General features: G+C 73.9%; 24 protein-coding genes. 15 read left to right on the top strand and 9 right to left on the bottom strand.

The window, feature by feature from the left end; genetic code table 11:
- Window positions 1–2: 2 nt before the first annotated feature.
- From AC0HI0_RS10920 to AC0HI0_RS10910, 3 genes are all read right to left on the bottom strand, one after another.
- Complete coding sequence (locus tag AC0HI0_RS10920; RefSeq protein ID WP_480932188.1) at window positions 3–3,197, bottom strand: ATP-binding protein; 3,195 nt, start codon at window positions 3,195–3,197, stop codon at window positions 3–5.
- Window positions 3,198–3,305: 108 nt separating this feature from the next.
- Entirely contained in the window at window positions 3,306–3,836 is a 531-nt protein-coding gene (locus tag AC0HI0_RS10915) for a GNAT family N-acetyltransferase (protein ID WP_480932187.1), read from the bottom strand.
- A gap of 80 nt (window positions 3,837–3,916) precedes the next feature.
- Complete coding sequence (locus tag AC0HI0_RS10910) at window positions 3,917–5,425, bottom strand: long-chain-fatty-acid--CoA ligase (protein WP_480932186.1); 1,509 nt, start codon at window positions 5,423–5,425, stop codon at window positions 3,917–3,919.
- A gap of 143 nt (window positions 5,426–5,568) precedes the next feature.
- Between AC0HI0_RS10910 and AC0HI0_RS10905 the strand changes: the two genes are divergently transcribed.
- Genes AC0HI0_RS10905 through AC0HI0_RS10890 form a run of 4 tightly spaced genes read left to right on the top strand, consistent with a single transcriptional unit; the run spans window position 5,569 to window position 8,725 of the window.
- Window positions 5,569–6,213, top strand: coding sequence for a TetR/AcrR family transcriptional regulator (locus AC0HI0_RS10905; RefSeq protein WP_480932185.1), 645 nt, complete (start codon window positions 5,569–5,571; stop codon window positions 6,211–6,213).
- A 27-nt stretch (window positions 6,214–6,240) separates the two neighbouring features.
- A complete protein-coding gene (locus AC0HI0_RS10900) occupies window positions 6,241–7,722 on the top strand; it encodes a carboxylesterase/lipase family protein (protein ID WP_480932184.1) in 1,482 nt (493 codons plus the stop codon).
- Window positions 7,723–7,778: 56 nt separating this feature from the next.
- Complete coding sequence (locus AC0HI0_RS10895) at window positions 7,779–8,153, top strand: FGGY family carbohydrate kinase (protein ID WP_480932183.1); 375 nt, start codon at window positions 7,779–7,781, stop codon at window positions 8,151–8,153.
- Window positions 8,154–8,158: 5 nt separating this feature from the next.
- The gene (locus AC0HI0_RS10890) at window positions 8,159–8,725 is read left to right on the top strand and encodes an FGGY-family carbohydrate kinase (protein ID WP_480932182.1); all 567 of its coding nucleotides are present in this window, start codon (window positions 8,159–8,161) and stop codon (window positions 8,723–8,725) included.
- Window positions 8,726–8,735: 10 nt separating this feature from the next.
- Here AC0HI0_RS10890 and AC0HI0_RS10885 read toward each other — a convergent pair whose 3' ends face one another.
- Window positions 8,736–9,437 carry a FadR/GntR family transcriptional regulator gene (locus AC0HI0_RS10885; RefSeq protein ID WP_480932181.1) on the bottom strand — a complete coding sequence of 234 codons (702 nt, stop codon included), beginning with the start codon at window positions 9,435–9,437 and terminating at the stop codon, window positions 8,736–8,738.
- 68 nt (window positions 9,438–9,505) lie between these two features.
- On the opposite strand from AC0HI0_RS10885, the gene AC0HI0_RS10880 reads away from it, so the two are divergent.
- The 3 genes from AC0HI0_RS10880 to AC0HI0_RS10870 are packed head-to-tail and all read left to right on the top strand — an operon-like array spanning window position 9,506 to window position 12,245.
- Window positions 9,506–10,258 (top strand): (Fe-S)-binding protein, encoded by a 753-nt coding sequence (locus tag AC0HI0_RS10880; protein WP_480932180.1) that lies wholly within the window; start codon window positions 9,506–9,508, stop codon window positions 10,256–10,258.
- Window positions 10,259–10,269: 11 nt separating this feature from the next.
- Window positions 10,270–11,661 carry a LutB/LldF family L-lactate oxidation iron-sulfur protein gene (locus tag AC0HI0_RS10875; protein WP_480934281.1) on the top strand — a complete coding sequence of 464 codons (1,392 nt, stop codon included), beginning with the start codon at window positions 10,270–10,272 and terminating at the stop codon, window positions 11,659–11,661.
- Entirely contained in the window at window positions 11,658–12,245 is a 588-nt protein-coding gene (locus AC0HI0_RS10870; protein ID WP_480932179.1) for a LutC/YkgG family protein, read from the top strand. The genes AC0HI0_RS10875 and AC0HI0_RS10870 overlap by 4 nt, the downstream gene beginning before the upstream one ends.
- Window positions 12,246–12,260: 15 nt before the next feature.
- Here the strand turns inward: AC0HI0_RS10870 and AC0HI0_RS10865 are convergent, their stop codons facing one another.
- The gene (locus tag AC0HI0_RS10865) at window positions 12,261–12,842 is read right to left on the bottom strand and encodes a hypothetical protein (protein ID WP_480932178.1); all 582 of its coding nucleotides are present in this window, start codon (window positions 12,840–12,842) and stop codon (window positions 12,261–12,263) included.
- A gap of 204 nt (window positions 12,843–13,046) precedes the next feature.
- Here AC0HI0_RS10865 and AC0HI0_RS10860 point away from each other — a divergent pair, with 204 nt between their 5' ends.
- The 3 genes from AC0HI0_RS10860 (at window position 13,047) to AC0HI0_RS10850 (ending at window position 15,754) form a co-directional block, all read left to right on the top strand.
- A complete protein-coding gene (locus AC0HI0_RS10860; protein ID WP_480932177.1) occupies window positions 13,047–13,664 on the top strand; it encodes a PadR family transcriptional regulator in 618 nt (205 codons plus the stop codon).
- Window positions 13,645–15,240, top strand: a complete 1,596-nt coding sequence (locus AC0HI0_RS10855) for a DHA2 family efflux MFS transporter permease subunit (protein WP_480932176.1) — start codon at window positions 13,645–13,647, stop codon at window positions 15,238–15,240. Before AC0HI0_RS10860 ends, AC0HI0_RS10855 begins: the two co-directional genes overlap by 20 nt.
- An 85-nt stretch (window positions 15,241–15,325) precedes the next feature.
- Window positions 15,326–15,754 (top strand): PPOX class F420-dependent oxidoreductase, encoded by a 429-nt coding sequence (locus AC0HI0_RS10850; protein ID WP_480932175.1) that lies wholly within the window; start codon window positions 15,326–15,328, stop codon window positions 15,752–15,754.
- Window positions 15,755–15,784: 30 nt separating this feature from the next.
- Here the strand turns inward: AC0HI0_RS10850 and AC0HI0_RS10845 are convergent, their stop codons facing one another.
- Entirely contained in the window at window positions 15,785–16,468 is a 684-nt protein-coding gene (locus AC0HI0_RS10845; RefSeq protein ID WP_480932174.1) for an MOSC domain-containing protein, read from the bottom strand.
- Between the two features lie 404 nt (window positions 16,469–16,872).
- Between AC0HI0_RS10845 and AC0HI0_RS10840 the strand changes: the two genes are divergently transcribed.
- Genes AC0HI0_RS10840 through AC0HI0_RS10825 form a run of 4 tightly spaced genes read left to right on the top strand, consistent with a single transcriptional unit; the run spans window position 16,873 to window position 22,105 of the window.
- Window positions 16,873–17,742: an ABC transporter permease gene (locus AC0HI0_RS10840; RefSeq protein ID WP_480934280.1), complete on the top strand. Its 870-nt coding sequence runs from the start codon at window positions 16,873–16,875 to the stop codon at window positions 17,740–17,742.
- On the top strand, window positions 17,742–18,737 hold the full coding sequence (locus tag AC0HI0_RS10835) for an ABC transporter permease (protein WP_480932173.1): 996 nt from the start codon (window positions 17,742–17,744) through the stop codon (window positions 18,735–18,737). Before AC0HI0_RS10840 ends, AC0HI0_RS10835 begins: the two co-directional genes overlap by 1 nt.
- A gap of 54 nt (window positions 18,738–18,791) precedes the next feature.
- Window positions 18,792–20,465, top strand: coding sequence for an ABC transporter substrate-binding protein (locus AC0HI0_RS10830; RefSeq protein ID WP_480932172.1), 1,674 nt, complete (start codon window positions 18,792–18,794; stop codon window positions 20,463–20,465).
- The gene (locus AC0HI0_RS10825) at window positions 20,462–22,105 is read left to right on the top strand and encodes a dipeptide ABC transporter ATP-binding protein (RefSeq protein WP_480932171.1); all 1,644 of its coding nucleotides are present in this window, start codon (window positions 20,462–20,464) and stop codon (window positions 22,103–22,105) included. Before AC0HI0_RS10830 ends, AC0HI0_RS10825 begins: the two co-directional genes overlap by 4 nt.
- 361 nt (window positions 22,106–22,466) lie before the next feature.
- Here the strand turns inward: AC0HI0_RS10825 and AC0HI0_RS10820 are convergent, their stop codons facing one another.
- On the bottom strand, window positions 22,467–22,892 hold the full coding sequence (locus tag AC0HI0_RS10820) for a DUF6416 domain-containing protein (RefSeq protein WP_480932170.1): 426 nt from the start codon (window positions 22,890–22,892) through the stop codon (window positions 22,467–22,469).
- 122 nt (window positions 22,893–23,014) lie between these two features.
- Window positions 23,015–23,482 (bottom strand): hypothetical protein, encoded by a 468-nt coding sequence (locus AC0HI0_RS10815; RefSeq protein ID WP_480932169.1) that lies wholly within the window; start codon window positions 23,480–23,482, stop codon window positions 23,015–23,017.
- Window positions 23,483–23,641: 159 nt separating this feature from the next.
- On the opposite strand from AC0HI0_RS10815, the gene AC0HI0_RS10810 reads away from it, so the two are divergent.
- Window positions 23,642–24,547, top strand: a complete 906-nt coding sequence (locus AC0HI0_RS10810) for an alcohol dehydrogenase catalytic domain-containing protein (RefSeq protein ID WP_480932168.1) — start codon at window positions 23,642–23,644, stop codon at window positions 24,545–24,547.
- A 77-nt stretch (window positions 24,548–24,624) separates the two neighbouring features.
- Here AC0HI0_RS10810 and AC0HI0_RS10805 read toward each other — a convergent pair whose 3' ends face one another.
- On the bottom strand, window positions 24,625–25,020 hold the full coding sequence (locus AC0HI0_RS10805) for a hypothetical protein (protein ID WP_480932167.1): 396 nt from the start codon (window positions 25,018–25,020) through the stop codon (window positions 24,625–24,627).
- Window positions 25,021–25,172: the final 152 nt, after the last annotated feature.

Genomic DNA, 25,172 nt, shown 5'->3' with positions numbered 1-25,172 from the left:
GTTCACGCCGGGCGGGCCGGTCCGCGGAGCCCGAGCGCCGCGGCGACCCGTAGCGCGGCCGTCTTCCCGTCCAGCAGCCAGCCCGCCCGGTAGGCCGAGGCGAAGGCGTCCTCGCCCAGCGCCTCGCGACCGCCGGCCGCCAGCGCCTGGACCACCCGGTCGCTGCGGTCGTGGGTGCCGCGCAGCCGGGACGCCGCGCCGAGCAGCAGGGCCACGTCCCGGTGCCGCCCCCGCAGCCCGGCCAGCTCGGCACCGGCCACCGCGACCAGGGCCACGACCGGCAGGTCCGCGCTCTCCAGGGCCGCCGCGCACGCGCGGGCGAGCGCCGCCTCGGCGCCCCCGGCATCGCCCCGCCGCACACACAGCGACGCCCGCACCGAGTCGACGATCGCCCGGCCGTGGTCGCCGCCGATCGGGGACCCTCCGGCCAGCCGCGCCTCGGCCGCCTCGATGCGGGCCTGCGCGCGGTCCGGGTCGCCGAGCCGCAGCCACGCGCCGGCCTCCAGCGCGGTGACGATGGCGGCCAGTTCCGGCGACGCCGACCGCCGCGCCCGCTCGCGCACGGCGTCGAGCGCCTCCTTCGCCGGCCCGTCCTCGCCGCTGCGCAGGTGCAGCTCGATCCGGCGCACGCCGAGGAAGATCTCGTCGGCCGAGCCCGGCGAGCCGAACTCGCGCGCCAGTGCCGTCGCCTCGCCCAGGTCCGCCGACGCCCCGTCGAGGTCGCCGTCGTACTGCCGCAGCAGCGCGCGCATCGGCAGCACGGAGGCCACGCCCCAGCGGTCGCCGGCCCGGCCGAAGGCGTCGAGCGCGCCGGCGACGTCGACGCGCACCTGGTCGAGGTCGCCCGCGCTCTCGGCGAACGACGCCCGGAACATCCGGGCCAGTCCGGACAGCCACACGTCGGGTCCGTCGACCAGGCGGTCGACCACGGCGAACGACGCCTCGTGCTCCTGCAGGAAGTGCAGCGCGATCGCGGCCAGCACCCCGGTGACCCCCGGCAGGGCGGGGTGCCCGAGCAGGCGGCCGGTCAGCGCCCGCAGCGCGGACTCGTTCTCGGACACGCCCTCGACGGTCACCGACGAGCGGTCGTTGATCCGGCTGAGCAGCAGCATCGCCTCGGCGGCGTCGCGGTCCAGCGCGTTGCCCACGGCGGGCAGGGCCAGCGCCTCCCCCTGCCAGTACGCCGTGTCAGCGTGCCTGCCGAGCATCTGCCAGTACCAGGACAGGTCCATGGCGAGCGCGAGGGCGGCGGTGGCGTCGCCGGAGTCGCACAGGTGGCGCAGGGCGGCCAGCGCGTTGTCGTACTCGGTGCCGATCACGCGCAGCGCGACGAGCTGGTCGGGGCCGCGCAGCAGGGGCTCCTCGCGGGCGATCAGGGCGGCCAGGTGGCGGGCGGCCAGATCCCGGACGGCGTCGAGCGCGCCCCGCTCGGCGAGGCGCTCGATGCCGTACTCGCGCAGGGTCTCCAGCATCCGGTGGCGGCCCGCTTCGGGTGCCGGGTGCAGCAACGACTTGTCGACCAGGGCGGCGAGCAGTTCGGGGATCTCGCCCGGGAGCACCTCGGTGCCCGCGCAGAGCGCGGCGGCCGACTCCGCCGTGACGCCACCGGGCAGGACCGAGACGCGCTCGGCCACCGTGCGCTCGTCCGCGCCGAGCAGGTCCCAGCTCCAGGCGATCACCGCGCGCAGCGTGCGGTGCCGGGGTGCGCCGGCGCGGCGGCCGGTGGTGAGCAGCCGGAACCGGTCGGAGAGCCCGGCGGCGAGTTCGGCCGGCGACAGCGTCCTCAGCCGGGCCGCCGCCAGCTCCAGCGCCAGCGGCAGACCGTCGAGGCCGCGCACCAGCCGGACCACGTCCGCGCTGGTCCGCCCGTCGACCTCGAAGCCCGGCCGCACGGCTGCGGCCCGTTCGGCGAACAGGCGGACCGACGCGCTGCGGCGGACGTCCGCGATGTCGTCGCCGGGGTCCGGCAGGGCCAGCGGGCCGAGCGGGACCAGCGCCTCGCCGTCGATCGCGAGCGGTTCGCGGCTGGTCGCCAGCACCCGCAGTCCGGCGCAGCGCGCCAGCAGTGCCGCGATCAGGTGCGCGACGGCGTCGACCAGGTGCTCGCAGTTGTCGACCACGAGCAGGCTCTCCCGGCCGGCGAGCCGGTCGGCGAGCACGTCCAGCTCGCCGGTGCCGGCGTGCGTCCGACCGGACTCGTAGAGCGCGGCACCGCGCAGCCCGATCGCGGCCAGCACCGCCGCGCCCGCCTTGGTGGGCTCGGTGACCGGGGCCAGGTCGACCAGCCACGTGCCGTCGCGGTACTCGTGGCGGCGGGCCGCCTCGACCGCGAGCCGGGTCTTGCCGGCCCCGCCCGGACCGACCACCGTGACCAGGCGCCCCCGGCCGAACAGGGCGTCGATCCGGGCGAGGTCGGCCTCACGCCCGATGAAGCTGGTCAGGGCGGCGGGCAGGTTGCCCACCGGCGACTCGCGCCGCGCCTCGGACGCGGGCGCGCGGAGCAGCCGCAGGTGGCGCTCGCGCAGGGCGGCCCCGGGGTCGGTGCCGAGCCGGTCGGCCAAGGTCTCGCGCACCCGCTCGTACAGGTCGAGGGCGTCGGCCTGGCGGCCCAGGGCGGCGAGCGCGTCCATCCGGAGGGCGGCCACCCGCTCGTCCGCCGGGTGCTCGGCGAGCAGGGCGTCCAGCCGGGTGGCGGCGTCGTCGGGACGGCCCAGCGCCAGTTCGGCCTCGGCCAGGTTCGTGCCCGCCTCGACCGCCGTGCGGGCCAGCCGCGTCGCGACCGCCGGGGCGACCTCGGCGATCACCGACGGTTCGCCGAACAGCGCGACCGCCTCGCCGAGCAGCTCGGCCGCCCGGGGATCGCCGGTGCGGAGCCGGTCGCGGCCGAGCGCGGCCAGCCGCTCGAAGCGCAGCGCGTCGACGTCGTCCTCCGCGACGTCGAGGCGGTAGCCACCCTCGGCCTGGGTGACCGCGGCGGCCTCGCCGAGCACCCGGCGCAGCCGGGAGACCAGCGACTGCAACGCGTTCACCGGGTCGGCCGGGAGTTCCCGCGACCACACCGCGTCGACCAGGGCGGACGGTTCGACCGGTCGGCCGCCGGCCAGCGCCAGCCGGGCGACCAGGCCACGCAGCCGCGCGCCGGGCACGGCCACCACCCCATCGCCGCGGCGCACCTCAAGGGTGCCGAGCAGCCTCACCCGCAGTCGCGTCCGCCCGCCCCCGTGCACCGCCCGATCCTCCCGCGTACCGCCGGCGAGCCCCGCTCCACCCCGGCGCACGGGCCGGGGCAGCCGTGCGTCGCGGTGTCAGAGCCGTCTCGTGGTGAACAGGTTGGCCGCGCGGGCCGCCTCCACCACTTCACGCCCGGCCTCGGTGAACCCGAGCTTGGCCAGCACGCGGCGTGAAGCGGTGTTCCACTCCCAGACCGCGGCCCACAGGCGTTCGTACCCGGACGCCCGCGCCCAGTCCAGGACCGCCCACGACGCCTCGGTCGCGTAGCCCTGACCCCAGACCCGGCGCAGCAGCTCGTACGCCAGTTCCGGTTCTCCTCCCCGGTCGCCCTCGATCAGCCCGCAGTAGCCGATGACGTCGCCGGTGGCCTTCCGCTCGACGGCGAGCAACCCGATCGTGGTGACCCGCTCGGCGCGGATCGACTCCTCGACCTCCGCGACGGTGGGACGTCCCTCCGCGTCGATCCGGCGGTGCGGCGGCACTCGTGGATCACGTTCGGTCCACAGCTCACGCCGGACGGCGGCCTCGGCCGCCCGCCAAGGTCTGAGCAGCAGCCGAGCCGTTTCGAGGACGACCTCGTGGCCCGGCGTCACGTCGGCTGTCACGACCGCAACTGTCCCACCCCGGCGCGGCGGCTCGCAGGGGGCGATCCCGGCCCGCCGGCGTGCGGCGGGCCGGGATCGGCTCAGGACACGACGTCGACGGCCGGGGTGATCTCGCGCTTGAGGATCTTGCCGGTGGGTCCCTTGGGCAGGGCGGCCACGATCTGCACCGCGCGCGGGTACTTGTACGGGGCCACCTGCGACTTGGCGAACTCGCGCAGTTCCTCCGCCGTGGCCCGCGCCCCCTCCTTCAACGCCACCACGGCCACGATCTCCTCGCCGTGCAGCGGGTGCGGCACGCCCACCACGGCGGCTTCGGCCACCGCCGGGTGCTCGTAGAGCAGCTCCTCGATCTCGCGCGGGTAGACGTTGAAGCCGCCCCGGATGATCAGGTCCTTCTTGCGGTCCACCACCCGGAAGTACCCGTCCTCGTCGCGCACGCCCAGGTCGCCGGTGCGCAGCCAGCCGTCCGGGATCGCCTCGGCGGTGGCCTCCGGGTTGCGCCAGTAGCCCTTCATCACGTTGTGGCCGCGCACCACGATCTCGCCGGTGTCGCCGTCGGGCACCTCCCGGCCGTCCTGGTCGACCACGCGCATCTCGACGCCGGCCACGGGCGTGCCGATGCTGCCCGCCTTGCGCGGCCGGTCGGGGTGGTTGAAGCACGCCACCGGAGACGTCTCGGACAGGCCGTAGCCCTCCAGCAGGGTGCAGCCGAACGCGTCCTCGAACGCCCGCAGCACCTCGACCGGCATCGCCGCGCCGCCCGACACGCACACCCGCAGCGACTCGCAGCCGCCGCGCTCGGGCACGGTCAGCATCGCGCTGTACATGGTCGGCACGCCCGCGAACACCGTCACGCCGTCCCGGCGGATGATCTCCACCGCCTTGGCCGGGTCGAACCTCGGCAGCAGGGTCAGGCACGCGCCGGCCGAGATCGCGCAGTTCAGGCCGACGACCTGGCCGAACGAGTGGAACAGCGGCAGCCCGCCGAAGATCACGTCCCGCTCGGTGAGGTGCACCAGCGTGGTCCGGGTGACCTCGGTGTTGCGGACGAGGTTGTCGTGGGTCAGCTCGGCGCCCTTGGGCCGGCCGGTGGTGCCCGAGGTGTAGAGGATGACCGCGGTGTCGGACGGCTCGCGCGGCTCGACCCGCGCCAGGGGCTCCTGCCCGGCCAACGACGCGGCGAACCCGGCGGGGTCGATCGGCACGAACCGCGCACCGGCCGCCGCCGCGCCCTTGGCCGCCTCCTGCTCGAACTGGTGCCACCCCAGCAGCAGCGCCGCGCCCGAGTCGGCCAGGTGGTACTCGATCTCCCGCGACTTGAGCAGCGGGTTCATCGGCACGACCACCGCGCCGGCGCGCAGGATCCCGTAGTAGAGGACCGCGAAGTGCGGCACGTTCGGCAGCAGCAGCCCCACCCGGTCGCCGGGCCGGACGCCGGCCTCGCGCAGCAGCGACGCGGTGCGGGCGCTCGCCGCGTCGAGTTCGGCGTAGGTGGACCCGGTGTCGTCGAGCTTGAGCGCCGGTCGATCGGGGAAGCGGGCCGCCGAGGCCACCAGGATCGAGGCGAGGTTCACGTCCGGACTGCTCATGCGAGGTCTCCTTCGACATCGCCGACACGCGGCTGAAGCGGTGCCAACCGATCGATTGGTTGGCTCATTTTTACGATAACATCCGTGTTCGACGCCACACCGCCGATCGAGCGATCGGTAGGTATCCGACCGAGGAGGACCCCGTGGACGATCCGGGTTGGCAGCCGCGCCGGGTCGCGGCGGTGGCCGTGGAGCTGCCCGAGGGCGTGACCCCGGCGGGCACCCGGGGCCGGATCCTGGAGGCCGCGCTCGCCCTCTACGCCGAGACCGGCTTCCACGGCACGTCGATCCGCCGGCTCGCCGAGCGGGTCGGCATCAACTCCGCCACGCTCTACTCGCACTACCCGTCCAAGGAGCACGTGCTCGCCGAGCTGGTGCTGATCGGCCACCGCGAGCTGCACACCCGGCTGACCGACGCGCTGCGCCGGTCCGAGGCGGGCCCGGCCGCGCAGCTGGCCGCGCTGGTGCGCGCGCACGTCCTGGCCCACGCCCGCTACCCGCTGCTGGCCGTGGTGACCAACAGCGAGCTGCACGCGCTGGCCCCGGCCCAGCTCGCGCCCTCGCTGGAGCTGCGCGAGGCGTGCCGCCGGCTGATGCACGACGTGATGGCGCAGGGCGTGGCCGACGGGACGTTCTCCGTCCCGGACCCCACGCTCGCCGCGATCGCGATCGGCGGCATGGACATGCAGGTCGCCCAGTGGTTCGGCCCGGACCAGCCCTACCCCGCCGACGTGGTCGCCGACCACTACGCGCGGTTCGCGCTGCGCATCGTCGGCCTCGACCGCTGATCCACCACCCGGCAGAAAGGCACCACGATGCGCACCGTCCAGACCAGCCACGGCCTCCTGCGCGGCACGACCACCGACGACGGCATCGCGGTGTTCAAGGGCGTGCCGTACGCCGCGCCGCCGTTCGGCCCGAACCGGTTCCGGCCGCCGCTCCCGGTCCGGCCGTGGGACGGCGTGCGCGACGCGCTCGACTACGGCCCGACCGCGCCGAAGGCCCCGTACACGCCGCCGTTCGACGTGCTCATCCCCGAGGTCGACATCCCCGGCGAGGACTGCCTGAACCTCAACGTGTGGACGCCCGACCCGGACGGCCGGCTGCCGGTCGCGGTGTGGGTGCACGGCGGCGCGTTCACCAACGGCTCGGGCTCGGTGCCGCTCTACGACGGTGCCCGGTTCGCCCGTGACGGCGTGGTCTGCGTGACGGTCAACTACCGGCTCGGCCCGGACGGCTTCCTCCACCTGGGCGGGGACGACCCGGCCAACCTCGGTCTGCTCGACCAGCTCGCCGCGCTCGCCTGGGTCCGGGACGAGGTCGCCGCGTTCGGCGGCGACCCGGACAACGTCACGGTGTTCGGCGAGTCGGCCGGCGCGATGAGCATCGGCGCGCTGCTGGCCGCGCCGCGCGCCGCCGGCCTGTTCCGCCGCGCGGTGCTCCAGAGCGGCGCGGCCCACCACGTGCTGGGCGTGGAGACCGCCCGCAAGGTCGGCCTCCGGCTGGCCGACCTGCTCGGCGTGCCCGCGACCCGGGAGGCGCTGGCCGCCGTGCCGGCGGACCGGCTCGCCGTCGCCGCGCGGGAGTTGCGGGCCGCGGTCACCCCGGACCCCGGGCAGTGGGGCGAGGTGGCGTTCAACGTGATGCCGTTCGAGCCGGTGGTGGACGGCGACCTGCTGCCCGTGCCGCCGATCGAGGCGATCGCGGCCGGCGCGGGCGCGGAGGTGGACGTCCTGGTGGGCACGAACCGCGACGAGTTCCGGTTCTTCACCGTCCCGACCGGCCTGCTGGACGTGATCGGCGAGCCGCTGGTGCGGGCCACCGCCGCCCGCTACGGGCTCGACCCGGACGCGGCCTGGACCGCCTACCGGGCGCAGGACCCGGGCGCCACGCCCGGCGAGGTCATGGCCGACATGTCGACGGACTGGTTCTACCGGGTTCCCGCGATCCGGCTGGCCGAGGCCCGCGCCGGCGGGCGGGCCGGCACGTACGTCTACGAGTTCGCCTGGCGGCCGCCCACGTTCGACGGCCGGCTGGGCGCGTGCCACAGCATCGAGATCCCGTTCGTGTTCGACAACCTCGACGACCCGGCCCTCGCACCGCTGCTGGGCGACCGGCCGCCACAGGACCTGGCCGACGCCGTGCACGCGGCCTGGGTGTCGTTCGTGACCACCGGCAAGCCCGGTTGGCCCGAGTACGACACCGCGCGCCGCGCCACGATGGTCTTCGACACCACGTCCGAGGTCGTGGACGACCCCCGTCCGCACGGCCGTGCGGTCTGGGAGGGCAAGCGCTAGTGCGATGCCGGCCCGTGCCGGCCGGGCTGCGGGTGTTGGCGACGAGGTACCCGGGGGTGGAGTCGATCGGGATCGACACCTGGGCGGTCGACTACGGCCTGCTCGACGCCGACGGCCGGGTGTTGGCCGAGCCGGTCTCCCACCGCGACGATCGCACGGCGGAGGCGGTGCGGCGGGTGCACCGGGTGGCGCACGTCGTGCTGCTGCCCGACCTGCCGGCGTACTGGCTGACCGGCGAGCTGCGCACCGAGGTGACCAGCGCGTCCACGACCGGGTTGCCGGACGTGCGCACGGGCTCGTGGTCCGCGCGGTTGGCGGCCCGGCTGGGCCTGCCGGACCTGCTGCCGCCGTTGCAGCGGCCGGGCCGGGTGCGCGGGCCGTTGCGCGCGGAGGTCGTTGCGGCGACGGGACTTCCGGGACCGCGGTGGTGACCTCGGTGGGGTCGCACGACACCGCGTCGGCGGTGGTGGCGGTGCCGGCGGACCGGCCGTTCGCCTACGTCTCCGGCGGCACGTGGTCGCCGGCCGGGGTGGCGCTGCCCCGGCCGGTGCTCACCGAGGACGCGCGGCGGGCGGGCTTCACCAACGAGGGCGGGGTGGACGTGGACGATCCGGCGTTCGTCCCGCCCGGCGACATGCCGCGCCGGATCGCCGACGCGGTGGCCGCCTCGGGCCGGGAGCGGCCGGTCTCGCGGGCCGCGCTCGCCCGCTGCGTGCTGGATTCGCCGGCCGGCGCGTGCGCGCGGACCGTGCGGCAGGCGGCCGGGCTGACCAGGGTGGACGTCGAGGTGGTGCACGTCGTGGGCGGCGGGTCGCGCAACGACCTGCTGCGCCGGCTTACCGCCGAGCTGTCCGGGCTGCCGGTGACGGCCGGGCCGGTGGAGGCGACCGCGCTGGGCAACGTGCTGGTGCAGGCCCGTGCGCACGGCGCGGTGCACGGTTTGTTGGAGGGCCTCCGCGCCCGGCCGGCCCGGACCGTCCGGCTCCGGCGGTTCCTGCCGTGACCGGCGCGGTTCAGGCCGGGCCCGCGTGCCGCGCCCACTCCCGGTAGAAGCCCTCGACGTGCCGGGTGACGCGTTTGGCCGCCGTGTCGCCGTCTCCGGCACGGATGGCCCGCAGCACTCCCCGGTGCTCGCGGCGCAGCCTTGCGGCGGTGCGGTTCCAGTCCGGGAGCGCGGCGACGGCGTCGAGCACGGTGGTGTGGATGGCGTCGCGCAGGCCGGCCATCACGGCGGTGTTCACCGCGTTGCCCGCCGCCGCGGTGAGCGCCACGTGGAAATCGGCGTCGAGCCGGTGGAACGCGACGGCGTCCAGGCCGGGGTCGTCCATCAGGTCGAGCAGCGCGGCGGCGCGGTCGAGGTCGGCGCGGTCCCGGACGTCGGCGGCGGCGCGCACCGAGTGGCTCTCGATCATCACCCGGGTGCCGACCAGGTCGGCCAGCGGCAGTCGGCGGGTGGCCAGGTGCAGCCGCAGCGCGGTGCCCAGGCCGCCCGCCGGGTCGGCGATCACAATGGTGCCCGCGTCCGGCCCCGAGCCGACGCCGCTGCGCACCACGCCCAGGGCCTGGAGCACCCGGATCGCCTCGCGCACGGTGGGCCGGCTGACCCCGAGTTCCCCGGCGAGCTGCCGTTCGGCGGGCAGCTGCCCGCCGACGCCCAGGCGTCCCGACGCCAGCTGCTCCTCCACGTGCCGCAGCACGGCCGCGTAGCCGTTCACCGACGCCTCCTCCGTGTGGTCCGACCACAGCGCTGGTGTGGTCGGACCACAGAGTCTAGTGTGGACCCGTGAGAGTCGCGCTGTTCGTCACCTGCCTCGTGGACGGCCTGTTCCCCGAGGTCGGCAAGGCCACCGTCGCGCTGCTGGAACGCCTGGGCCACGAGGTGGTCGTCCCGCGCGGGCAGACCTGCTGCGGCCAGATGCACGTCAACACCGGGTACGCCGGGCAGGCGCTGCCGATCGTGCGCAACCACGTCGAGGCGTTCGCGGACGCCGACGTCATCGTCGCGCCGTCCGGCTCCTGCGCCGGCTCGGTCCGCCACCAGCACGCCGAGGTCGCCCGCGCGCACGGCGAGGTCGGGCTGGGCGACGAGGCGGAGCGGGTGGCGGGGCGCACCTACGAGCTGTCGGAGTTCCTGGTCGACGTGCTCGGCGTGACCGACGTCGGCGCGTACTTCCCGCACCGGGTCACCTACCACCCCACCTGCCACTCGCTGCGCGTCCTGGGCGTGGGCGACCGGCCGCTGCGGCTGCTGCGCGAGGTGCGCGGCATCGACCTGGTCGAACTGCCGGCCGCGCAGACGTGCTGCGGGTTCGGCGGCACGTTCGCGATCAAGAACGCGGACACGTCCACCGCGATGCTGGCGGACAAGATGCGGGCCGTGCTCGACACCGGCGCCCGGGTGCTCACGGCGGGCGACTCGTCGTGCCTGATGCACATCGGCGGCGGGCTGAGCCGGCTGCGCGCCGGGGTCCGGCCGCTGCACCTGGCGCAGGTGCTGGCGAGCACCGCCGACCGGCCGGTGGAGGTGGCGCGGTGACGTTCCTCGGGATGCCGACGCTGAGCGGGCCGCCGTTCCCGGTCGCCGCGCGGGCCGGCCTCCAGGACGCGCAGATGCGGCGCAACCTGACCAAGGCCACCGGCACGATCCGCGCCAAGCGGGCCTCCGTCGTCGCGGAGCTGCCCGACTGGGCCGACCTGCGCGCCGCCGGGGCGGCGATCAAGGACTCGGTGCTGGCCGACCTGGGCACCCACCTGCTGCGGCTGGAGGCGAACCTCACCGAGCGCGGCACCACCGTGCACTGGGCGCGGGACGCCGCCGAGGCGAGCCGGATCGTGACCGACCTGGTGCGGGCGACCGGCAGCCGCGAGGTGATCAAGGTCAAGTCCATGGCCACCGCCGAGATCGGGCTCAACGAGACCCTCGCCGAGGCCGGCATCCGGGCGGTCGAGACCGACCTGGCCGAGCTGATCGTCCAGTTGGCCCACGACCGGCCCAGCCACATCCTGGTGCCCGCGATCCACAAGGGCCGCGCCGAGATCCGCGACCTGTTCCGGCGCGAGATGCCGGGCGTGGACCCCGGGCTGACCGACGACCCGCGCGCGCTGGCCGAGGCGGCGCGCAAGTACCTGCGGCACAAGTTCACCACCGTGGACGTGGCGGTGTCCGGCGCGAACTTCGCGGTGGCCGACAGCGGCGCGCTGGTCGTGGTCGAGTCCGAGGGCAACGGCCGGATGTGCCTGACCTTGCCGCGCACCCTGATCAGCGTGGTCGGCATCGAGAAGCTGGTGCCGACCTGGCAGGACCTGGAGGTGTTCCTGCAACTGCTCCCCCGGTCGTCCACGGGCGAGCGGATGAACCCCTACACGTCGGTGTGGACCGGGCCGACCGAGGGCCAGACCGGTCACGTCGTGCTGGTGGACAACGGCCGCGCGGCCACCCTGTCCGACCCGGGCGGCCGGGCGGCGCTGCGCTGCATCCGGTGCTCGGCGTGCCTGAACTCGTGCCCGGTCTACGAGCGGACCGGCGGTCACGCCTACGGGTCGGTCTACCCCGGCCCGATCGGCGCGGTGCTGTCGCCCCAGCTCACCGGCGTGGAGCACAACGCGACGCTGCCGTTCGCGTCGTCGCTGTGCGGTGTCTGCTACGACGTGTGCCCGGTCGCGATCGACATCCCGTCGATGCTGGTGCACCTGCGGGAGAAGGTCGCCGAGTCCAAGGGCGTGACCGCCGAGTCGGCGGCGATGCGCGCGGTGGCGTGGGCGATGTCGGACGCGACGCGGTGGCGGCGGGTGCTGCGCGCGGGCCGGCTCGGTCGGGTGCTGGGCCGCCGCCGCGACCGGATCGGCCGGCTGCCCCCGCCGCTGTCGGCGTGGACCGACGCGCGCGACCTGCCCCGGCCGCCGCGGCAGACGTTCAGCGACTGGTGGGAGTCCCGATGAGCAGCGCCCGCGCCGAGATCCTGGCCCGCGTCTCCCGCGCGCTCGCCGACCGCCCGGCCGTCCCCGTCGTGCCCCGCGGCTACCTGCGGGCCCGGGGGCCGGGCGAGGTCGACCTGTTCGCCGAACGGGTCCGCGACTACCGCGCCGAGGTGCTGGTGGTGCCCGCCGCCGAGGTGCCGGCGACGGTGGTCGCGGCGTTGCGCGCGCGTGGGGCGTCCGCCGTGGTGGCCCCGCCGGGCGTGCCGGGGCAGTGGGTGCCGGTGGAGGTCCGCACGTCGTCGGTGGCGGCGGCGGACGCCGTGGTCACCGGCTGCCACGTGGCGGTGGCCGCGACGGGCACGATCGTGCTGGACCACGACGCGCCCGACCAGGGCCCGCGCGCGCTGACCCTGCTGCCCGACTACCACCTGGTGGTCGTGCCGAGGGACCGGATCGTGGCCGACGTGCCGGGCGCGGTCGGCGTCACGGCCGGCGTGCGCACCCAGACGTGGATCAGCGGTCCGTCGGCCACCAGCGACATCGAGCTGGAACGGGTCGAGGGCGTGCACGGTCCCCGGACGCTGGTGGTCGTCGTCGCGCTGTGAGGCCCGCCGGGTCCGTCAGCCGGTGTAGCGGCAGAACTTGATGCGGTCGCCCCGGAAGTTCGCGGAGAAGCAGTCGGAGCCGACCGGGCGGAGGTCTTCGTAGACGCGGTCGGTGCTGCTCGCCAGGCGGCTCACGGTCAGGGTGTCGCCCTTGACCTTGTAGCGGTACCCGATGTTGACCGGTGCCGGCACGCCGTTGTTCAGGGGGTTGCGGACGCCGATGCCCTGGGGCCAGAAGTTCCAGGTCACGCCGTGCGTGTCGCCGTTGAAGTTCCACAGTTCCTCGCCGCCGCCGGGCTGCGGCGCGCGCCACAGGCCGGGCAGGACGCCGTCCCACGAGGGCGTCGAGCGGGACGAGGACCGGCTGGTCGTCTTCGTGGTCTTCGACGAACTTCGGCTGGACGACGGGGATTCCTCGCGGTCCGTCGTCTTCTTCGACTTCTTGGTGGTGGTCGTGGCCGTGGTCGTCTCGGGGGTCGTGGTCGTCGTCGTGGTGGAGGTCGACGTGGTCGTGGTCTGCGCCACGGCGGCGTCCTGGGTGGCCACCTCGTGACCACAGGCCCCGACGACGACCAACACCGGTAAGAGCAGCAGCACGCGCTTCATGGTCCGGACTTCGGAAACCCGACGACGGGTGTTACAAGGTTCAACGACCCGCCGGGAACCCGCGGCCCGAGGTGCGGACGGCCCGGAGGCGGGTCACCGTAGGACTGTGCTCCCGGCCACCGACCCTCGCGCACGCTTAGTCCGCGTCGTATAGTCCACGCGGAATAATCGAAGTGGGTTGGAAGGGACGGGCGGATGGCGGCCAAGTTGACGCCACTGGGGGTGGCGGTGCTGGAGCTGCTGCACGAAAAGCCCATGCACCCCTACGAGATGGCGCAGCTGATGCGCGAGCGCTACGTGGACACGCGGGTCAAGGTGCGCGCCGGCTCGCTCTACCACACCGTCGAACGGCTCCAGGCCAACGGCCACATCGAGGTGGTCGACACCCGCCGCGACGGCCGCCGGCCCGAGCGCACGGTGTACGCGATGACCGACAGCGGGCGGGACGCGTTCGAGCAGCGCGGCCGGGAACTGCTCGGCGACGTCGCGCAGGAGTTCCCGCTCTACCTGAGCGGACTGGCCGTCGTGGAAGAACTCGGCCGCGACATCGCGCTGGTCGAACTGGAGCACCGGGTGCTCAAGCTGCGCGCGATGCAGGCGTCCGACCAGACCGTCCTGGCCGGCCTGGAGAACGACGGCACGCCCCCGGTCTACTGGCTGGACTGGCGGTTCGCCACCGCGCAGCGCGCGTTCGAGCTCGCGTGGACCGAGCAGCTGATCGACGACCTGCGCACCGGCCGGATCCCGTTCCAGGAATGCAAGCCCACGCTCAGCCTCATCGCCAAGGAAAACCATGAACGCAAGACAAGCTAACCCGTGGGCCGCGCTCGGAGCGCTCTGCCTGGGCTTCTTCATGATCCTGCTGGACACCACCATCGTGTCCATCGCGGTCCCCGACATGCTGCGCGAGCTGAACACCGGGCTGAACTCCGTGGTGTGGGTGATCAGCGTCTACCTGCTGACCTACGCCGTGCCGATGCTGTTCACCAGTCGACTGGGCGACCGGTTCGGCCCCAAACGGGTGTTCCTGGCGGGTCTGGTCGTGTTCACCGCGTCGTCGCTGTGGTGCGGCCTGTCCGGTGACGTCGAGATGCTCATCGCCGCCCGCGCGGTGCAGGGCCTCGGCGCCGCGCTGATGACGCCGCAGACGCTGGCGTTCATCACGCACCTGTTCCCGCCCGCCAAGCGCGGCGCGGCGATGGGCATGTGGGGCGGCGTCGCGGGTCTGGCCACCATCACCGGCCCGCTGCTCGGCGGCGTGCTGGTGGACCACTTCGGCTGGGAGTGGATCTTCTTCGTCAACGTGCCGATCGGCGTGGTCGCGATCGTGCTGACCCTGCTGCTGGTGCCCGACTGGCAGCCGCGCCACTCGCACTCGTTCGACGTGCTGGGCATCGTGCTGTCGGCGGCGGGGCTGTTCTGCGTGGTGTTCGGGGTGCAGAACGGCGAGCACTACGACTGGGGCACGGTCTCCGGCGGGATCACCATCTTCGAGATCATCGGCGCGGGCGTGGTCCTGCTGGTGGCGTTCGTGCTGTGGCAGCGCTTCAACAAGCGCGAGCCGCTGATGCCGCTCGCGGTGTTCGGCAACCGGAACTTCTCCGCCGGCACCCTGACCGCGGCCACCGTCGGCTTCACCATGACCGGCATGTTCCTGCCGCTGATCATCTACATCCAGACCGTGCTCGGGCTCAGCCCGACCATGGCCGGCCTGCTCACCGCGCCGATGTCGCTGCTGTCCGGCGTGATCGCGCCGTTCGTCGGGCGGGCCTCGGACCGGGTGGACGGCCGGTACCTGGTGATGGGCGGCCTGGCGCTGCTCGCGGTGGGCATGGGGATCATCGCGTTGCAGGCCCGGCCGGACAGCAACCCGTGGACGTTCATCCCGGCGCTGCTGGTGTGCGGCGCGGGCATCGGCTGCATCTTCTCGCCGATGAGCAACCTGACGATGAACGGCGTGCAGCCGAAGCTGGCGGGCACCGCGTCCGGCATCTTCAACACCTCCCGGCAGGTCGGCGGCGTGCTGGGCAGCGCGGCGATCGGCGTGCTGCTCCAGGCCCGGATCAGCACGTCGATCGGCGACGAGGCGGCGACGGCGGCGGCGCAGCTGCCCGAGCAGTACCGGGCGCCGTTCGTCGAGGCGATCGCGAACGCGGCGGCGGGCGCGGGCGAGTTCGGCTCCGGCAGCGGGCAGGCCGCGATCCCCGGCCTGCCGCCGGACGTGGCGGCGCTGGCCGGGCGGCTCGCGTCGGGTGCCGTGCAGGCGGGGCTGACCGACGCCGCGCGGACCACGCTCATCCTGCCGATCGCGGTGCTGCTGCTGGGCATCGTCTCGGCGGCGATGCTGCGCCGGGTGACGCCCCGGGCCGAGGTCGAGGCCCGGACGTAGCCCCCGGGCGGGGTCCGGGGTCCCGTCGCGTCGCGGCGGGACCCCGGCTTGACCCCGCACGGGTGCGCACGTCGATCATGGGGGCATGACTTCGTCGTTCGACCCCCGCGCACTGCTCGCCGAGAGCCGTCTCGGCGTCCTCGCCACGATCAAGTCCGACGGCCGTCCGCAACTGTCACCCGTCACGCCCCACTACGACCGGGAGGCGGGCACCGTCCTGGTCTCGACCAGGGAGGGTCTGGCCAAGACGGCGAACCTGCGCCGCGACCCGCGCACGGCGCTGGAGGTCACCAGCGCCGACGGCCGCAGGTGGGCCACCGCCGAGGGCACCGCCACCCTGACCGGCCCGGCCACCGACCCGCACGGCCCCGAGGTCGAGGCCCTGGTCGCCTACTACCGCGCGGCCGGCGGCGAGCACCCGGACTGGGACGAGTACCGCGCGGTGATGGTCTCCGACCGCCGGGTGCTGATCACGATCGCCGTCGAGCACGTGTACGGCGCGGACATCGGCTGACCGGGGGCGGGCCGGCGCGCGGACGGCCCCTCAGGCGTACGCCCGCGCGCGGTCCGTGACCAGCACCACCCGGTCCCCCACCGAGACCCGCCCCGGCACCACCACCGTGCAGTACACGCCCAGGGTCATGTCGTGCTGGGTGGCGATCGCCCGCAGCACGGCGGGATCGCGCCGACCGGTGTCCGGGTCGACCGAGACCACGCCGCAGCGCCGGTCCTTCCGGTCCACCCGCAGCACGACCTCGCCGATCGCGACCGACCCGCCGACCCACGCGTCCTCGGGGAACTCCCCTTCGGCGTCGACCAGCACGTTCGGCCGGAACCTGCGCTCGTCGGCCGCGCCGACCGCCGCCGCGCTGCGCGCCGTGATCAGCGACACCGGGGCGGAGTCGAACGCGCCCCGGTCCAGCTTCATCGGCCGGCCGCCCAGCTCCTCGGCCAGCGCCGGGTCGGCCACGTCGTACTCGACGCCCGACGGCGTGCGCACGACCACCGTCCGGTCGGCCAGGCGCGGCCGGTAGCGCACGAGGTCCGGGCGTTGCCGCAGGGTCAGCCACGGGAAGCCGTTGCGGACCTGCCCGTCCCGGACGAACCCCCAGCGCCGGTCCTCCGCGAGCCCGTGCCACGCCACGTCGGCGTGCTCCAGCGGCTCGCCCGCCATCGACTTGACCGGGTACCGGTGCAGTGCCGCGACCCGGCCCACCACAGTGGACATGCGCGCCTCCTGTCGAACGGAGGCGCCCTTCACAGCCGGTGGTCGAGGTCGAGCGTGGCGGACCCCGGTCCGTCGCAGCGCCTCTCGACCCCTGGTCCGGATGCTGGCACAGGCCGGCGAAGCCGGTCAACCGCCATAGCACACAGCGTGGCCGGCCGACTCCGCTGCGAGGCGGTAATGTCGCACCCCGACACTCCACTGTGGATGATCCGCGTGGGCGAATTCCGCGCGGACAGCGAAAAATGAGGCGGCCTCCGTCACATTTCCCAACTACTGGGAGAAGGTCCGAACCAATGCCGAGCGACCTAAGGTGATCGGCACTCACCCGTTCCCGAAGTCAGGTTCACGTGCCCGAATCCCCCTCCGCCCCGGCGGTCCGCTCGTCCTGGTCCGCCGTCCGCTCGATGCTGCGCCGGGACCGCTGGGCGCTGGCCGGCGCGGTCACCATCGCGCTGCTGGCGCTGCTCGCCATCGGCGCGGACCTGTGGACCGCCATCGAGGGCCAGGACGCCTACACGTACCGCACCGAGGCGCTGGACCCCGCGACCGGCGCGCCCGCCGGCCCGCTGGGCGGCGTCAGCGCCGACCACTGGTTCGGCGTCGAGCCGCTGACCGGCCGCGACCTGTTCGCGATCGTCGCGCACGGCGCCCGCACGTCGTTCCTGATCGGCCTGGCCGCGACCGCGCTGTCGCTGCTGCTCGGCGTGCTGCTCGGCGCGACGGCCGGCTACCTCGGCGGCGCGCTGGACCGGGTGGTGATGTGGACCGCGGACGTCATCCTCGGCTTCCCCTACCTGGTCTTCATGATCGCGCTGGCCGCCGTGGTGCCCGGCGACGTGCCGCGCCCGCTGCTGCTGGTCGTGGTCATCGGGTTCTTCGGGTGGCCCTCGATCGCCCGGATCGTGCGCTCCCAGACGCTCACCCTGCGCACCCGCGGCTTCGTCTCGGCCGCGCGGTCGCTGGGCGCGGGACCGGCGCACGTGTTCCGGCACGAGCTGCTGCCCAACCTGTGGGGCCCGATCATCGTGATCTCCACGCTGTCCATCCCCGGCAAGATCGGCCTGGAGGCGGCGCTGTCGTTCCTCGGGCTCGGCATCCCGCCGCCCACGCCGAGCTGGGGCCGCGCGATCGCCGCCGCGATCGACTGGGTGGCCACCGACCCGATGTTCCTGGTCTTCCCCGGCGCGGCCCTGTTCCTGGCCACCTGGTCGTTCAACGTGCTGGGCGACGGCCTGCGCGACGCCCTCGACCCGCGGACGGCGGTGCTGCGCTGATGAGCACGGCGAAGTTCGTCGGATCCCGGCTGGCCGGGGCCGTGCTGGTGCTGTTCCTGGTGGCGCTGAGCACGTACGCGGTGTTCTACCTGGTGCCCGCCGACCCGGCGCTGCAAGCGTGCGGCCGGCCGTGCACGGACCAGAACCTGGCGCTGGCCCGCGAGTTCATGGGCTACGGCGACCCGTGGTGGCGGCAGTTCCTGGACTTCGTCGGCGGCCTGTTCACCGGCCGCACGTTCGGCACCGGGCCGACCGCGATCCGCTGCGACGCGCCGTGCTTCGGCTACTCGTTCGCGCAGAACACCGAGGTGCTGACGCTGATCGGCGAACGCCTGCCGGTGACCGTCTCGCTGGCGGTCGGCGCGGCGGTGCTGTGGCTGGTCACCGGGGTCGGCGCGGGTGTGGTCGCGGCGCTGCGCCGGGGCACCGCGTGGGACCGGATCGCGCTGGCGTCCTCGGTGACGGGCGTGTCCGCGCCGGTCTACCTGGTCGGCCTGCTGGGCATCCTGCTGTTCGGGTTCACCCTCGACGTGGTGCCGGTGGGCGGGTACGTGCCGTTCACCACCAGCCCGGTCGACTGGGCGTGGCGGCTCGCGCTGCCGTGGGCGGTGCTCGCGTTCTCGCACGCCGCCGTCTACACCCGGCTGACCCGCGCGCAGATGCTGGACACGCTCGGCGAGGACTACATCCGCACCGCGCGGGCCAAGGGCCTCACCGAGACCAAGGTGATCGGCAAGCACGCGCTGCGCAACGTCCTGCTGCCGGTCGTCACGGTGTTCGGCGTCGACCTCGGCGCGCTGCTCGGCGGCGCGGTGGTCACCGAGCGGGTGTTCGGCCTGCCGGGCCTGGGCGGGCTGCTGATCGACGCGGTCGGCCAGCGGGACCTGCCGCTGCTGCTGGGCTGCACGCTGTTCGCCGCCTTCCTCATCGTCACGGCCAACGTCGTGGTCGACCTCTGCTACGGCGCGCTCGACCCCCGGGCCCGCCTGTCCTGAACGACCCCGGCTCCACGAGAACCGGTGCGAAGAACACCCCGAGGAGAGACCAGAATGACCAGAAGTCGCCTGGCCGTGGCCGCCGCGTTGGCGGGGGCCCTGGCCGTGACCGCCTGCGGTGCCAACGAGCAGCCGCAGGGAGCCGGGCAGGCGGCCGCGACCCGCGGCGGCACCCTGCGCATCCTGTCCGAGGGGCAGACGGTCAACTTCGACCCCGCCAAGAGCGCGAACCTCGCGGTCACCTCGCTGGCCCTGGTGCACCGCCGGCTGACCGCGTGGCACAACAAGCCGGGCGAGCAGGCCAAGGTCGTGCCCGACCTGGCCGACGTCGGCAAGACCGAGGACGGCGGCAAGACCTGGACGTTCACCCTCCAGGAGGGCCTGAAGTTCAGCGACGGCACGCCGATCACCTCGGCGGACGTCAAGTGGGGCGTCGAGCGGTCGTTCTCGCCCTCGGTCTCCGGCGGCCTGGGCTACCACAAGCAGCTGCTCGAAGGCGGCGCGGACTACCGCGGCCCGTTCGAGGGCGCGGAGCTCAAGGGCGTCGAGACCCCGGACGCCAAGACCATCCGGTTCCACCTGGTCCGGCCGTACGGCGACTGGCCGTGGGTGGTCAGCACGCCCGCGTTCGCCCCGGTGCCCAAGGGCAAGGGCGCGGAGCCGGACTACGCCGAGCACCCGGTGGCCTCCGGGCCGTACCAGCTCGCCAAGTACCAGAAGGGCGTCGAGGCGAGGCTGACCCGCAACCCGAACTGGGACCAGAAGACCGACCAGGTGCGCGCGGGCCTGCCCGACGAGGTGGTGTTCCAGCTCGGCCAGGACGCGTCCGTGGTCTCCCAGCGGCTCACCGCCGACTCCGGCGACGACAAGTTCGCCTTCGGCGCGTCGTTCGTCTCCGCCGCCCAGCTCGCCCAGCTGACCGCCAACCCCTCCGCGAAGGACCGGGTGGTCACCTCGAAGTCCGGCGCACTGGCCTACCTGGCGCTGAACACCGAGAAGGCTCCGCTGGACAACCCGAAGGTGCGCGAGGCGTTCCAGTACGCGGTCGACAAGACCTCGTTCCAGATCGCGTCCTCGGGCAACGCCCAGCTCGCCGGTGACATCGCCACCACGCTGATCACCGAGGGCATCACCGGCCGGGAGAAGTTCGACCTGTTCCCGGCCCCGCCCGCCGGCGACCCGGAGAAGGCCAAGAAGCTGCTGGCCGAAGCGGGCTTCCCCAACGGCCTGCAGAACCTCGACTTCCTGGTGACCAAGACCAACAACGGCGCGGAGAAGGCGCAGGCGCTCCAGGCGTCGCTGGCCCGCGCGGGCATCCAGAGCAACATCCGCACCCTCGACGGCGACGCCTACACCGAGGAGACCAGCGTCTCGGCGACCCCGAAGTACGACCTGACGCTGGCCTCCTGGCAGCCCGACTTCCCCAGCGCCAACGCCAACCTCCAGCCGCTGTTCGCGTCCTCGGAGATCGGCAGCGGCGGGTACAACACGGCCCGCTACCGCAACGCCGAGGTCGACAAGCTGATCGACGCCGCGCAGGCCACCGTCGACCCGGTCGAGGCCGGCCGCAAGTGGGCCGCCATCGACAAGCGGGTGCTCCAGGACTCGCCGGTCGTGCCGCTGATCTACACCCGCAACTCGTTCCTGCGCGGGTCGAAGGTCACCAACCTCTACATCGCGGACTTCCCGGCCTACCCGAACTACCTCCAGGTCGGTCTGACCTCGTGAGCGAACCGCTGCTGGCTCTGCGCGACGTCACGGTGGAGTTCGGCGGCGGGAACCGGCCGGCGGTCAAGGGCGTCACGCTGTCCCTGACCGCCGGCGAGGTCCTCGCCGTGGTGGGCGAATCCGGCTCCGGCAAGACCGTGACGGCGATGTCGCTGCTGCGACTGCTGCCCGACACCGCCGTGCTGTCCGGGAGCGCCCTGCTGGCCGGGCAGGACCTCTACCGGATGAGCCCGGCCGAGCTGCGCGCCGTGCGCGGCGGCCGGGTCGGCGTGGTGTTCCAGGAACCCATGAGCGCGCTCAACCCGGTGTTCACCATCGGCGACCAGTTGGTGGAGGCGGTGCGCGCGCACCGGCCGTGGACCCGTTCGCGCGCCCGGCGACGCGCGGTGGAGCTGCTGGAGATGGTCGGCTTGCCCGACCCGGACAAGCGGCTGCGCGCCTACCCGCACGAACTGTCCGGCGGCCAGCTCCAGCGGGTGGTCATCGCGATGGCCGTGGCGTGCGAGCCCGCGCTGCTGATCGCCGACGAGCCGACCACCGCGCTGGACGTCACGGTGCAGGCCGAGATCATCGACCTGCTGCGCGACCTGCGCGACCGGCTGGACGTGGCGATCCTGCTGATCACCCACGACATGGGCGTGGTGGCGGGGCTGGCCGACCGGGTGGCCGTGATGAAGGACGGCGAGGTGGTCGAGCAGGGCGACGTGCTCGACCTGTTCGCCCGGCCGCAACACCCGTACACCAGGCAGTTGCTGTCCTCGGTGCTGTCGCTCACGCCGCAGGACGAGGCCGTGGTGTCCACGCTGCCCCCGGCCGTGCCCTCGGCGCGGGCCGCGCTGGTGGTGGACGACGTGACGGTGGTGTACGGCGGGCGCTTCGGGCTGTCCGAGGTGCGCGCGGTGGACCGGGTGAGCCTGCACATCGAGCCCGGCGAGGTGCTGGGGCTGGTCGGCGAGTCCGGCTCGGGCAAGAGCACGCTGGCGTCGGTGATCACCGGGCTGCGCTCCCCCACGTCCGGCCGCGTGGTCGTGGCGGGGCGGGACCTGTCGAAGTCGCGGCGCGCCGAGCGCCGGGCCGCGCGAGGCCGGGTCGGCGTGGTGTTCCAGGACCCGACGTCGTCGCTCAACCCCAGGGCGACGGTCGCCCGCACCATCGCCGAGCCGCTGCTGCTGCACCCCCGGGACGTGGACGCGGACCGGCGGGTGGACGAGCTGCTGGAACTGGTGCAGCTGGACGTGTCGCTGCGGTCGCGCTACCCGCACGAGCTGTCCGGCGGCCAGCGGCAACGGGTGGGTATCGCCCGCGCGCTGGTGCTGGAACCGGCGCTGCTGATCGCCGACGAGCCGACCAGCGCGCTGGACGTGTCGGTGCAGGCGCGGGTGCTGGACCTGTTCCGCTCGTTGCAGGAGCGGTTGGGGTTCGCGTGCCTGTTCATCAGCCACGACCTGGCGGTGGTGGAACGCCTCGCCGACCGCGTGGCGGTGCTGCGCGGCGGCGAGGTGGTGGAGCAGGGCCCGGCGGCCGACGTCCTCACCAGGCCACAACACCCTTACACGGCAAGGCTGATCGCCGCCGCACCGGTCGCCGACCCGGTCGTGCAACGGCAACGCCACGCCCGCTGGCGGGAGATCGCGGGCTGACGCCCGTCCGCACGGCGCACGTGGGGTGTTCGGTGCGGTCTTGTCGTGCCGACCGGTGCACAGCCGGTCCACAAAGGACAAGACCGCCCGAACCACCTCGACGCCGACCGCCACCGGACCGGGCGGGCCCGACGTCCGCCGCCCGGCCGGACGGTGTGGCGTCCTGGGATCCTCTTCGAGATCGCTTTCTGCTTCCGCTGCCCCGGCGCGCTCGTCCTGTCGGCGGTCGGGCAGGAGTGGAGAGGCGGGTTCGACCCCGGATCCCGGCCGGCGCGGTAACTGCTCGCCGAGTTCCGCTCGTTCGAGGCAGGTGCGGGGCTCAGCGGCGACCGGGCCTGACCGGCGGCACGTCGAGACGTCGTCAGCTCGCACGTGCCCGTCGAAAGAGGTCGGCGACCTCGGCGGTCACCCAGTAGCGCACGTTCTCGCCCTCGGGGTACTCCCAAGCCCACAGCCACGCGCGCCCGACCGCCTGGCAGTGCCGGCCCGGCCACCCGAGAATCCCGGCTACGCCGTGCTTGCCGTTGGGCAGGTCGAGCAGCAGGCCCAGTTCGTCGCCGCTGAACCTGGCCCCGGGCTCGTCGATCAGGATCGAGAACAGGGCCTTGGCCTTCTCGCTGAGCCTCCCCCAGACCACCTCGGCGAGTTCGCCGTCCGAGGGACTCCAGGCCGCCGGCCCGTCCGCCGACGAGCCGGCCGGCATCGCCGGTTCGGCCAGCCAGCGACCGTACATCGAGTAGAACTCGGCAACGCGGTCGTCGGGGACCTTGACCGTGATGTCGATCATGGGTGGCTCCTCGCCGGGTGAACGAAGTCGCGAGTCCGTCGACACGAAACCTAGCCATCTTGGAGATGTCCCACAAGGCTCTGGAGATATCTCAACGGCCTGTGAGAGGCCCCAGCGTCCGGTCAGACTTCCGGATAGTGCTCGACGTAGAGCGCCCGGGTGAACTCGACGCCGTCGTCCTGGCGGTGCGACCGGTAGTACGTGTGGTACCGCCCGTACGGGGCGGTGCGGACGCCTGCCGGATAGGGCTTCTTGTACTCCTCCACGACGTAAGGGGTCAGCGCTGCCGACCTGGTCCGGAGGTAGAACTCGGGTGGCGTGACGTGGTCCCACTCGGTGCCGACGTCCTCGGGCTCGGGGGCGCGCAGGCTCAGACCGCCCTCGTCGGCCAGTACCACGACGAACATCGCCATCGTCTCGGCGGCGAGCGGGCGACAGGCGACCACGAGTTCGTCGAACAGCCGGAACCCGACCTCCACGGCGGTCGACTCGCCGTAGTCCCCCACCAGGTCGTCCAGGTGCACCGAGTCGAACCCGAACTCCCGGTAGTGACGGCCCACGAGCGCGCGCTCGGCCCACTTCCCGATCACAGCGCCCACCCCGTCCGACTCGGCGACTTCCGTCCCGCGCCCCGGGGCGCGAGACATCTTCGCACCCCCACCGCTCCCGGAACGGGAATGCGGAGCCCGCCAGACCGGTTGCACTCGATCATGAGGGCTGTTGGCGTCCACGACTACGGTGGGCCGGAAGTGTTGCGCCTGCTGGACTTGCCGGAACCCCAGGCAGGTCCCGGCGAGGTCCGGATCCGGGTTCGAGCGGCGGCGGTGAACCCGACCGACGTCATGTTGCGCAACGGTGGTCACGCCGTGCGCATGGCCGACCGGCCACCTCCGTTCGTGCCCGGCATGGACGCCGCGGGGGTGATCGACCAGGTCGGGCCCGGCGTCGACGACCGGCTGGCACCGGGGCAGCGGGTGATCGCCATGGTGCGGTTCACCGACGCGCACGGCGGCGCGTACGCGGAGCAGGTCGTGGTCCCGGCGGCCTCGGTCGTGCCGGCGCCGGAGGGCGTGGACTTCGCCGCCGCGTCGACCCTGTTGATGAACGCCATGACCGCGCGGCTGGCCCTGGACGTGCTGGCCGTCCCGCCCGGCGGGGTCGTCGCGGTCACCGGGGCCGCAGGGGCGGTCGGCGGCTACGCGGTCGAGCTGGCCAAGGCGGACGGGCTGACCGTGATCGCGGACGCCGCACCGCACGACGTCGAACGGGTGCGCCGGTTCGGGGCCGACCACGTCGTCGAGCGCGGTGACGACGTCGCCGCGCGCATCCGCGCGCTGGTGCCCGCCGGTGTTCCCGGCCTCGTGGACGGCTCGGTGCAGACCACCGCGGTGGTGCCCGCCGTCGCGGACGGCGGGACGGTGGCCGAGTTGCGGGGGTGGCCCGGCCCGGCCGAGCGCGGTGTCCGCGTGCGCCCGGTGATGGTGAGCGACCGCATCACCGACACCGACCGGTTGGACGCGCTGCGCCGCCAGGTCGAGGAGGGCACGCTGACGTTGCACGTCGCGCGCGTGCTGCCGGCCGCCGATGCGGCCGAGGCGCACCGCCTGCTGGAGGCCGGCGGACTGCGCGGCCGGCTGGTGCTGGACTTCTCCTGACCCCGCCCGCGCAGGGCGGGCGGCCCCGGGGTGTCGCCCGGGACCGCCCGCCCTGCGCGGTCACCCGCCGGCGCTGCTCAGATGCACAGCGGCGTCGTCGGGCTCGACTCGTGGGCGGTCGCGTTGTAGACGACCCCCCGGTTGCAACCGCCACCCACCCACGTCGGCCACGTGTGGTAGTAGGTGTTGCCCGCCGACATCGTGATGTCCGGCGACCTGAACGTCTGGCCGGCCGGGTTCACCCACTCCAGGTGCCCGTAGAACGACCCACCCGACTTCTTCTGGTAGGTCACCCGCACGGAACCCTGCTGGTTCACCGGCGTGGTCGTGATGCACAGCCGCCCGTTCGCCAACGTCACGCAACCCGGGACTTCCTGCACGCCGACCTGGCCGGTCCCGGCCGCCTGCGCCATCCCGCCCGTGATCGCCATCATCACCAACGAGAACACCACCACCAGACTCTTCCTGCCCATCACCGCTACCCCCGCAGCCGCTTTGCCGTTTCCGGTCGACACCGTCGCGTCCCCCTCCTGGTCGAACCTCGCCCTAACGGGCAGCGACCATGCTGCTCGGGCGCGACCGCCCGGAACAGGTCGCGGACCGGCCATCGGTGACCGGTCCGGAC

Source organism: Saccharothrix sp. NBAS 001 (genome assembly GCF_056640475.1).
This window is presented reverse-complemented; position numbering and strand designations above follow the sequence as displayed.

Excerpts from the sequence above, each read along its gene's own strand:
- AC0HI0_RS10910 (WP_480932186.1), bottom strand. The coding sequence starts at position 5,425 with ATGAGCAGTCCGGACGTGAACCTCGCCTCGATCCTGGTGGCCTCGGCG.
- AC0HI0_RS10855 (WP_480932176.1), top strand. The coding sequence starts at position 13,645 with ATGAACGCAAGACAAGCTAACCCGTGGGCCGCGCTCGGAGCGCTCTGC.
- AC0HI0_RS10840 (WP_480934280.1), top strand. The coding sequence starts at position 16,873 with ATGCTGCGCCGGGACCGCTGGGCGCTGGCCGGCGCGGTCACCATCGCG.
- AC0HI0_RS10845 (WP_480932174.1), bottom strand. The coding sequence starts at position 16,468 with ATGTCCACTGTGGTGGGCCGGGTCGCGGCACTGCACCGGTACCCGGTC.
- AC0HI0_RS10850 (WP_480932175.1), top strand. The coding sequence starts at position 15,326 with ATGACTTCGTCGTTCGACCCCCGCGCACTGCTCGCCGAGAGCCGTCTC.
- AC0HI0_RS10820 (WP_480932170.1), bottom strand. The coding sequence starts at position 22,892 with ATGATCGACATCACGGTCAAGGTCCCCGACGACCGCGTTGCCGAGTTC.
- AC0HI0_RS10860 (WP_480932177.1), top strand. The coding sequence starts at position 13,047 with ATGGCGGCCAAGTTGACGCCACTGGGGGTGGCGGTGCTGGAGCTGCTG.
- AC0HI0_RS10900 (WP_480932184.1), top strand. The coding sequence starts at position 6,241 with ATGCGCACCGTCCAGACCAGCCACGGCCTCCTGCGCGGCACGACCACC.
- AC0HI0_RS10835 (WP_480932173.1), top strand. The coding sequence starts at position 17,742 with ATGAGCACGGCGAAGTTCGTCGGATCCCGGCTGGCCGGGGCCGTGCTG.
- AC0HI0_RS10805 (WP_480932167.1), bottom strand. The coding sequence starts at position 25,020 with ATGGGCAGGAAGAGTCTGGTGGTGGTGTTCTCGTTGGTGATGATGGCG.
- AC0HI0_RS10830 (WP_480932172.1), top strand. The coding sequence starts at position 18,792 with ATGACCAGAAGTCGCCTGGCCGTGGCCGCCGCGTTGGCGGGGGCCCTG.
- AC0HI0_RS10870 (WP_480932179.1), top strand. The coding sequence starts at position 11,658 with ATGAGCAGCGCCCGCGCCGAGATCCTGGCCCGCGTCTCCCGCGCGCTC.
- AC0HI0_RS10875 (WP_480934281.1), top strand. The coding sequence starts at position 10,270 with ATGCCGACGCTGAGCGGGCCGCCGTTCCCGGTCGCCGCGCGGGCCGGC.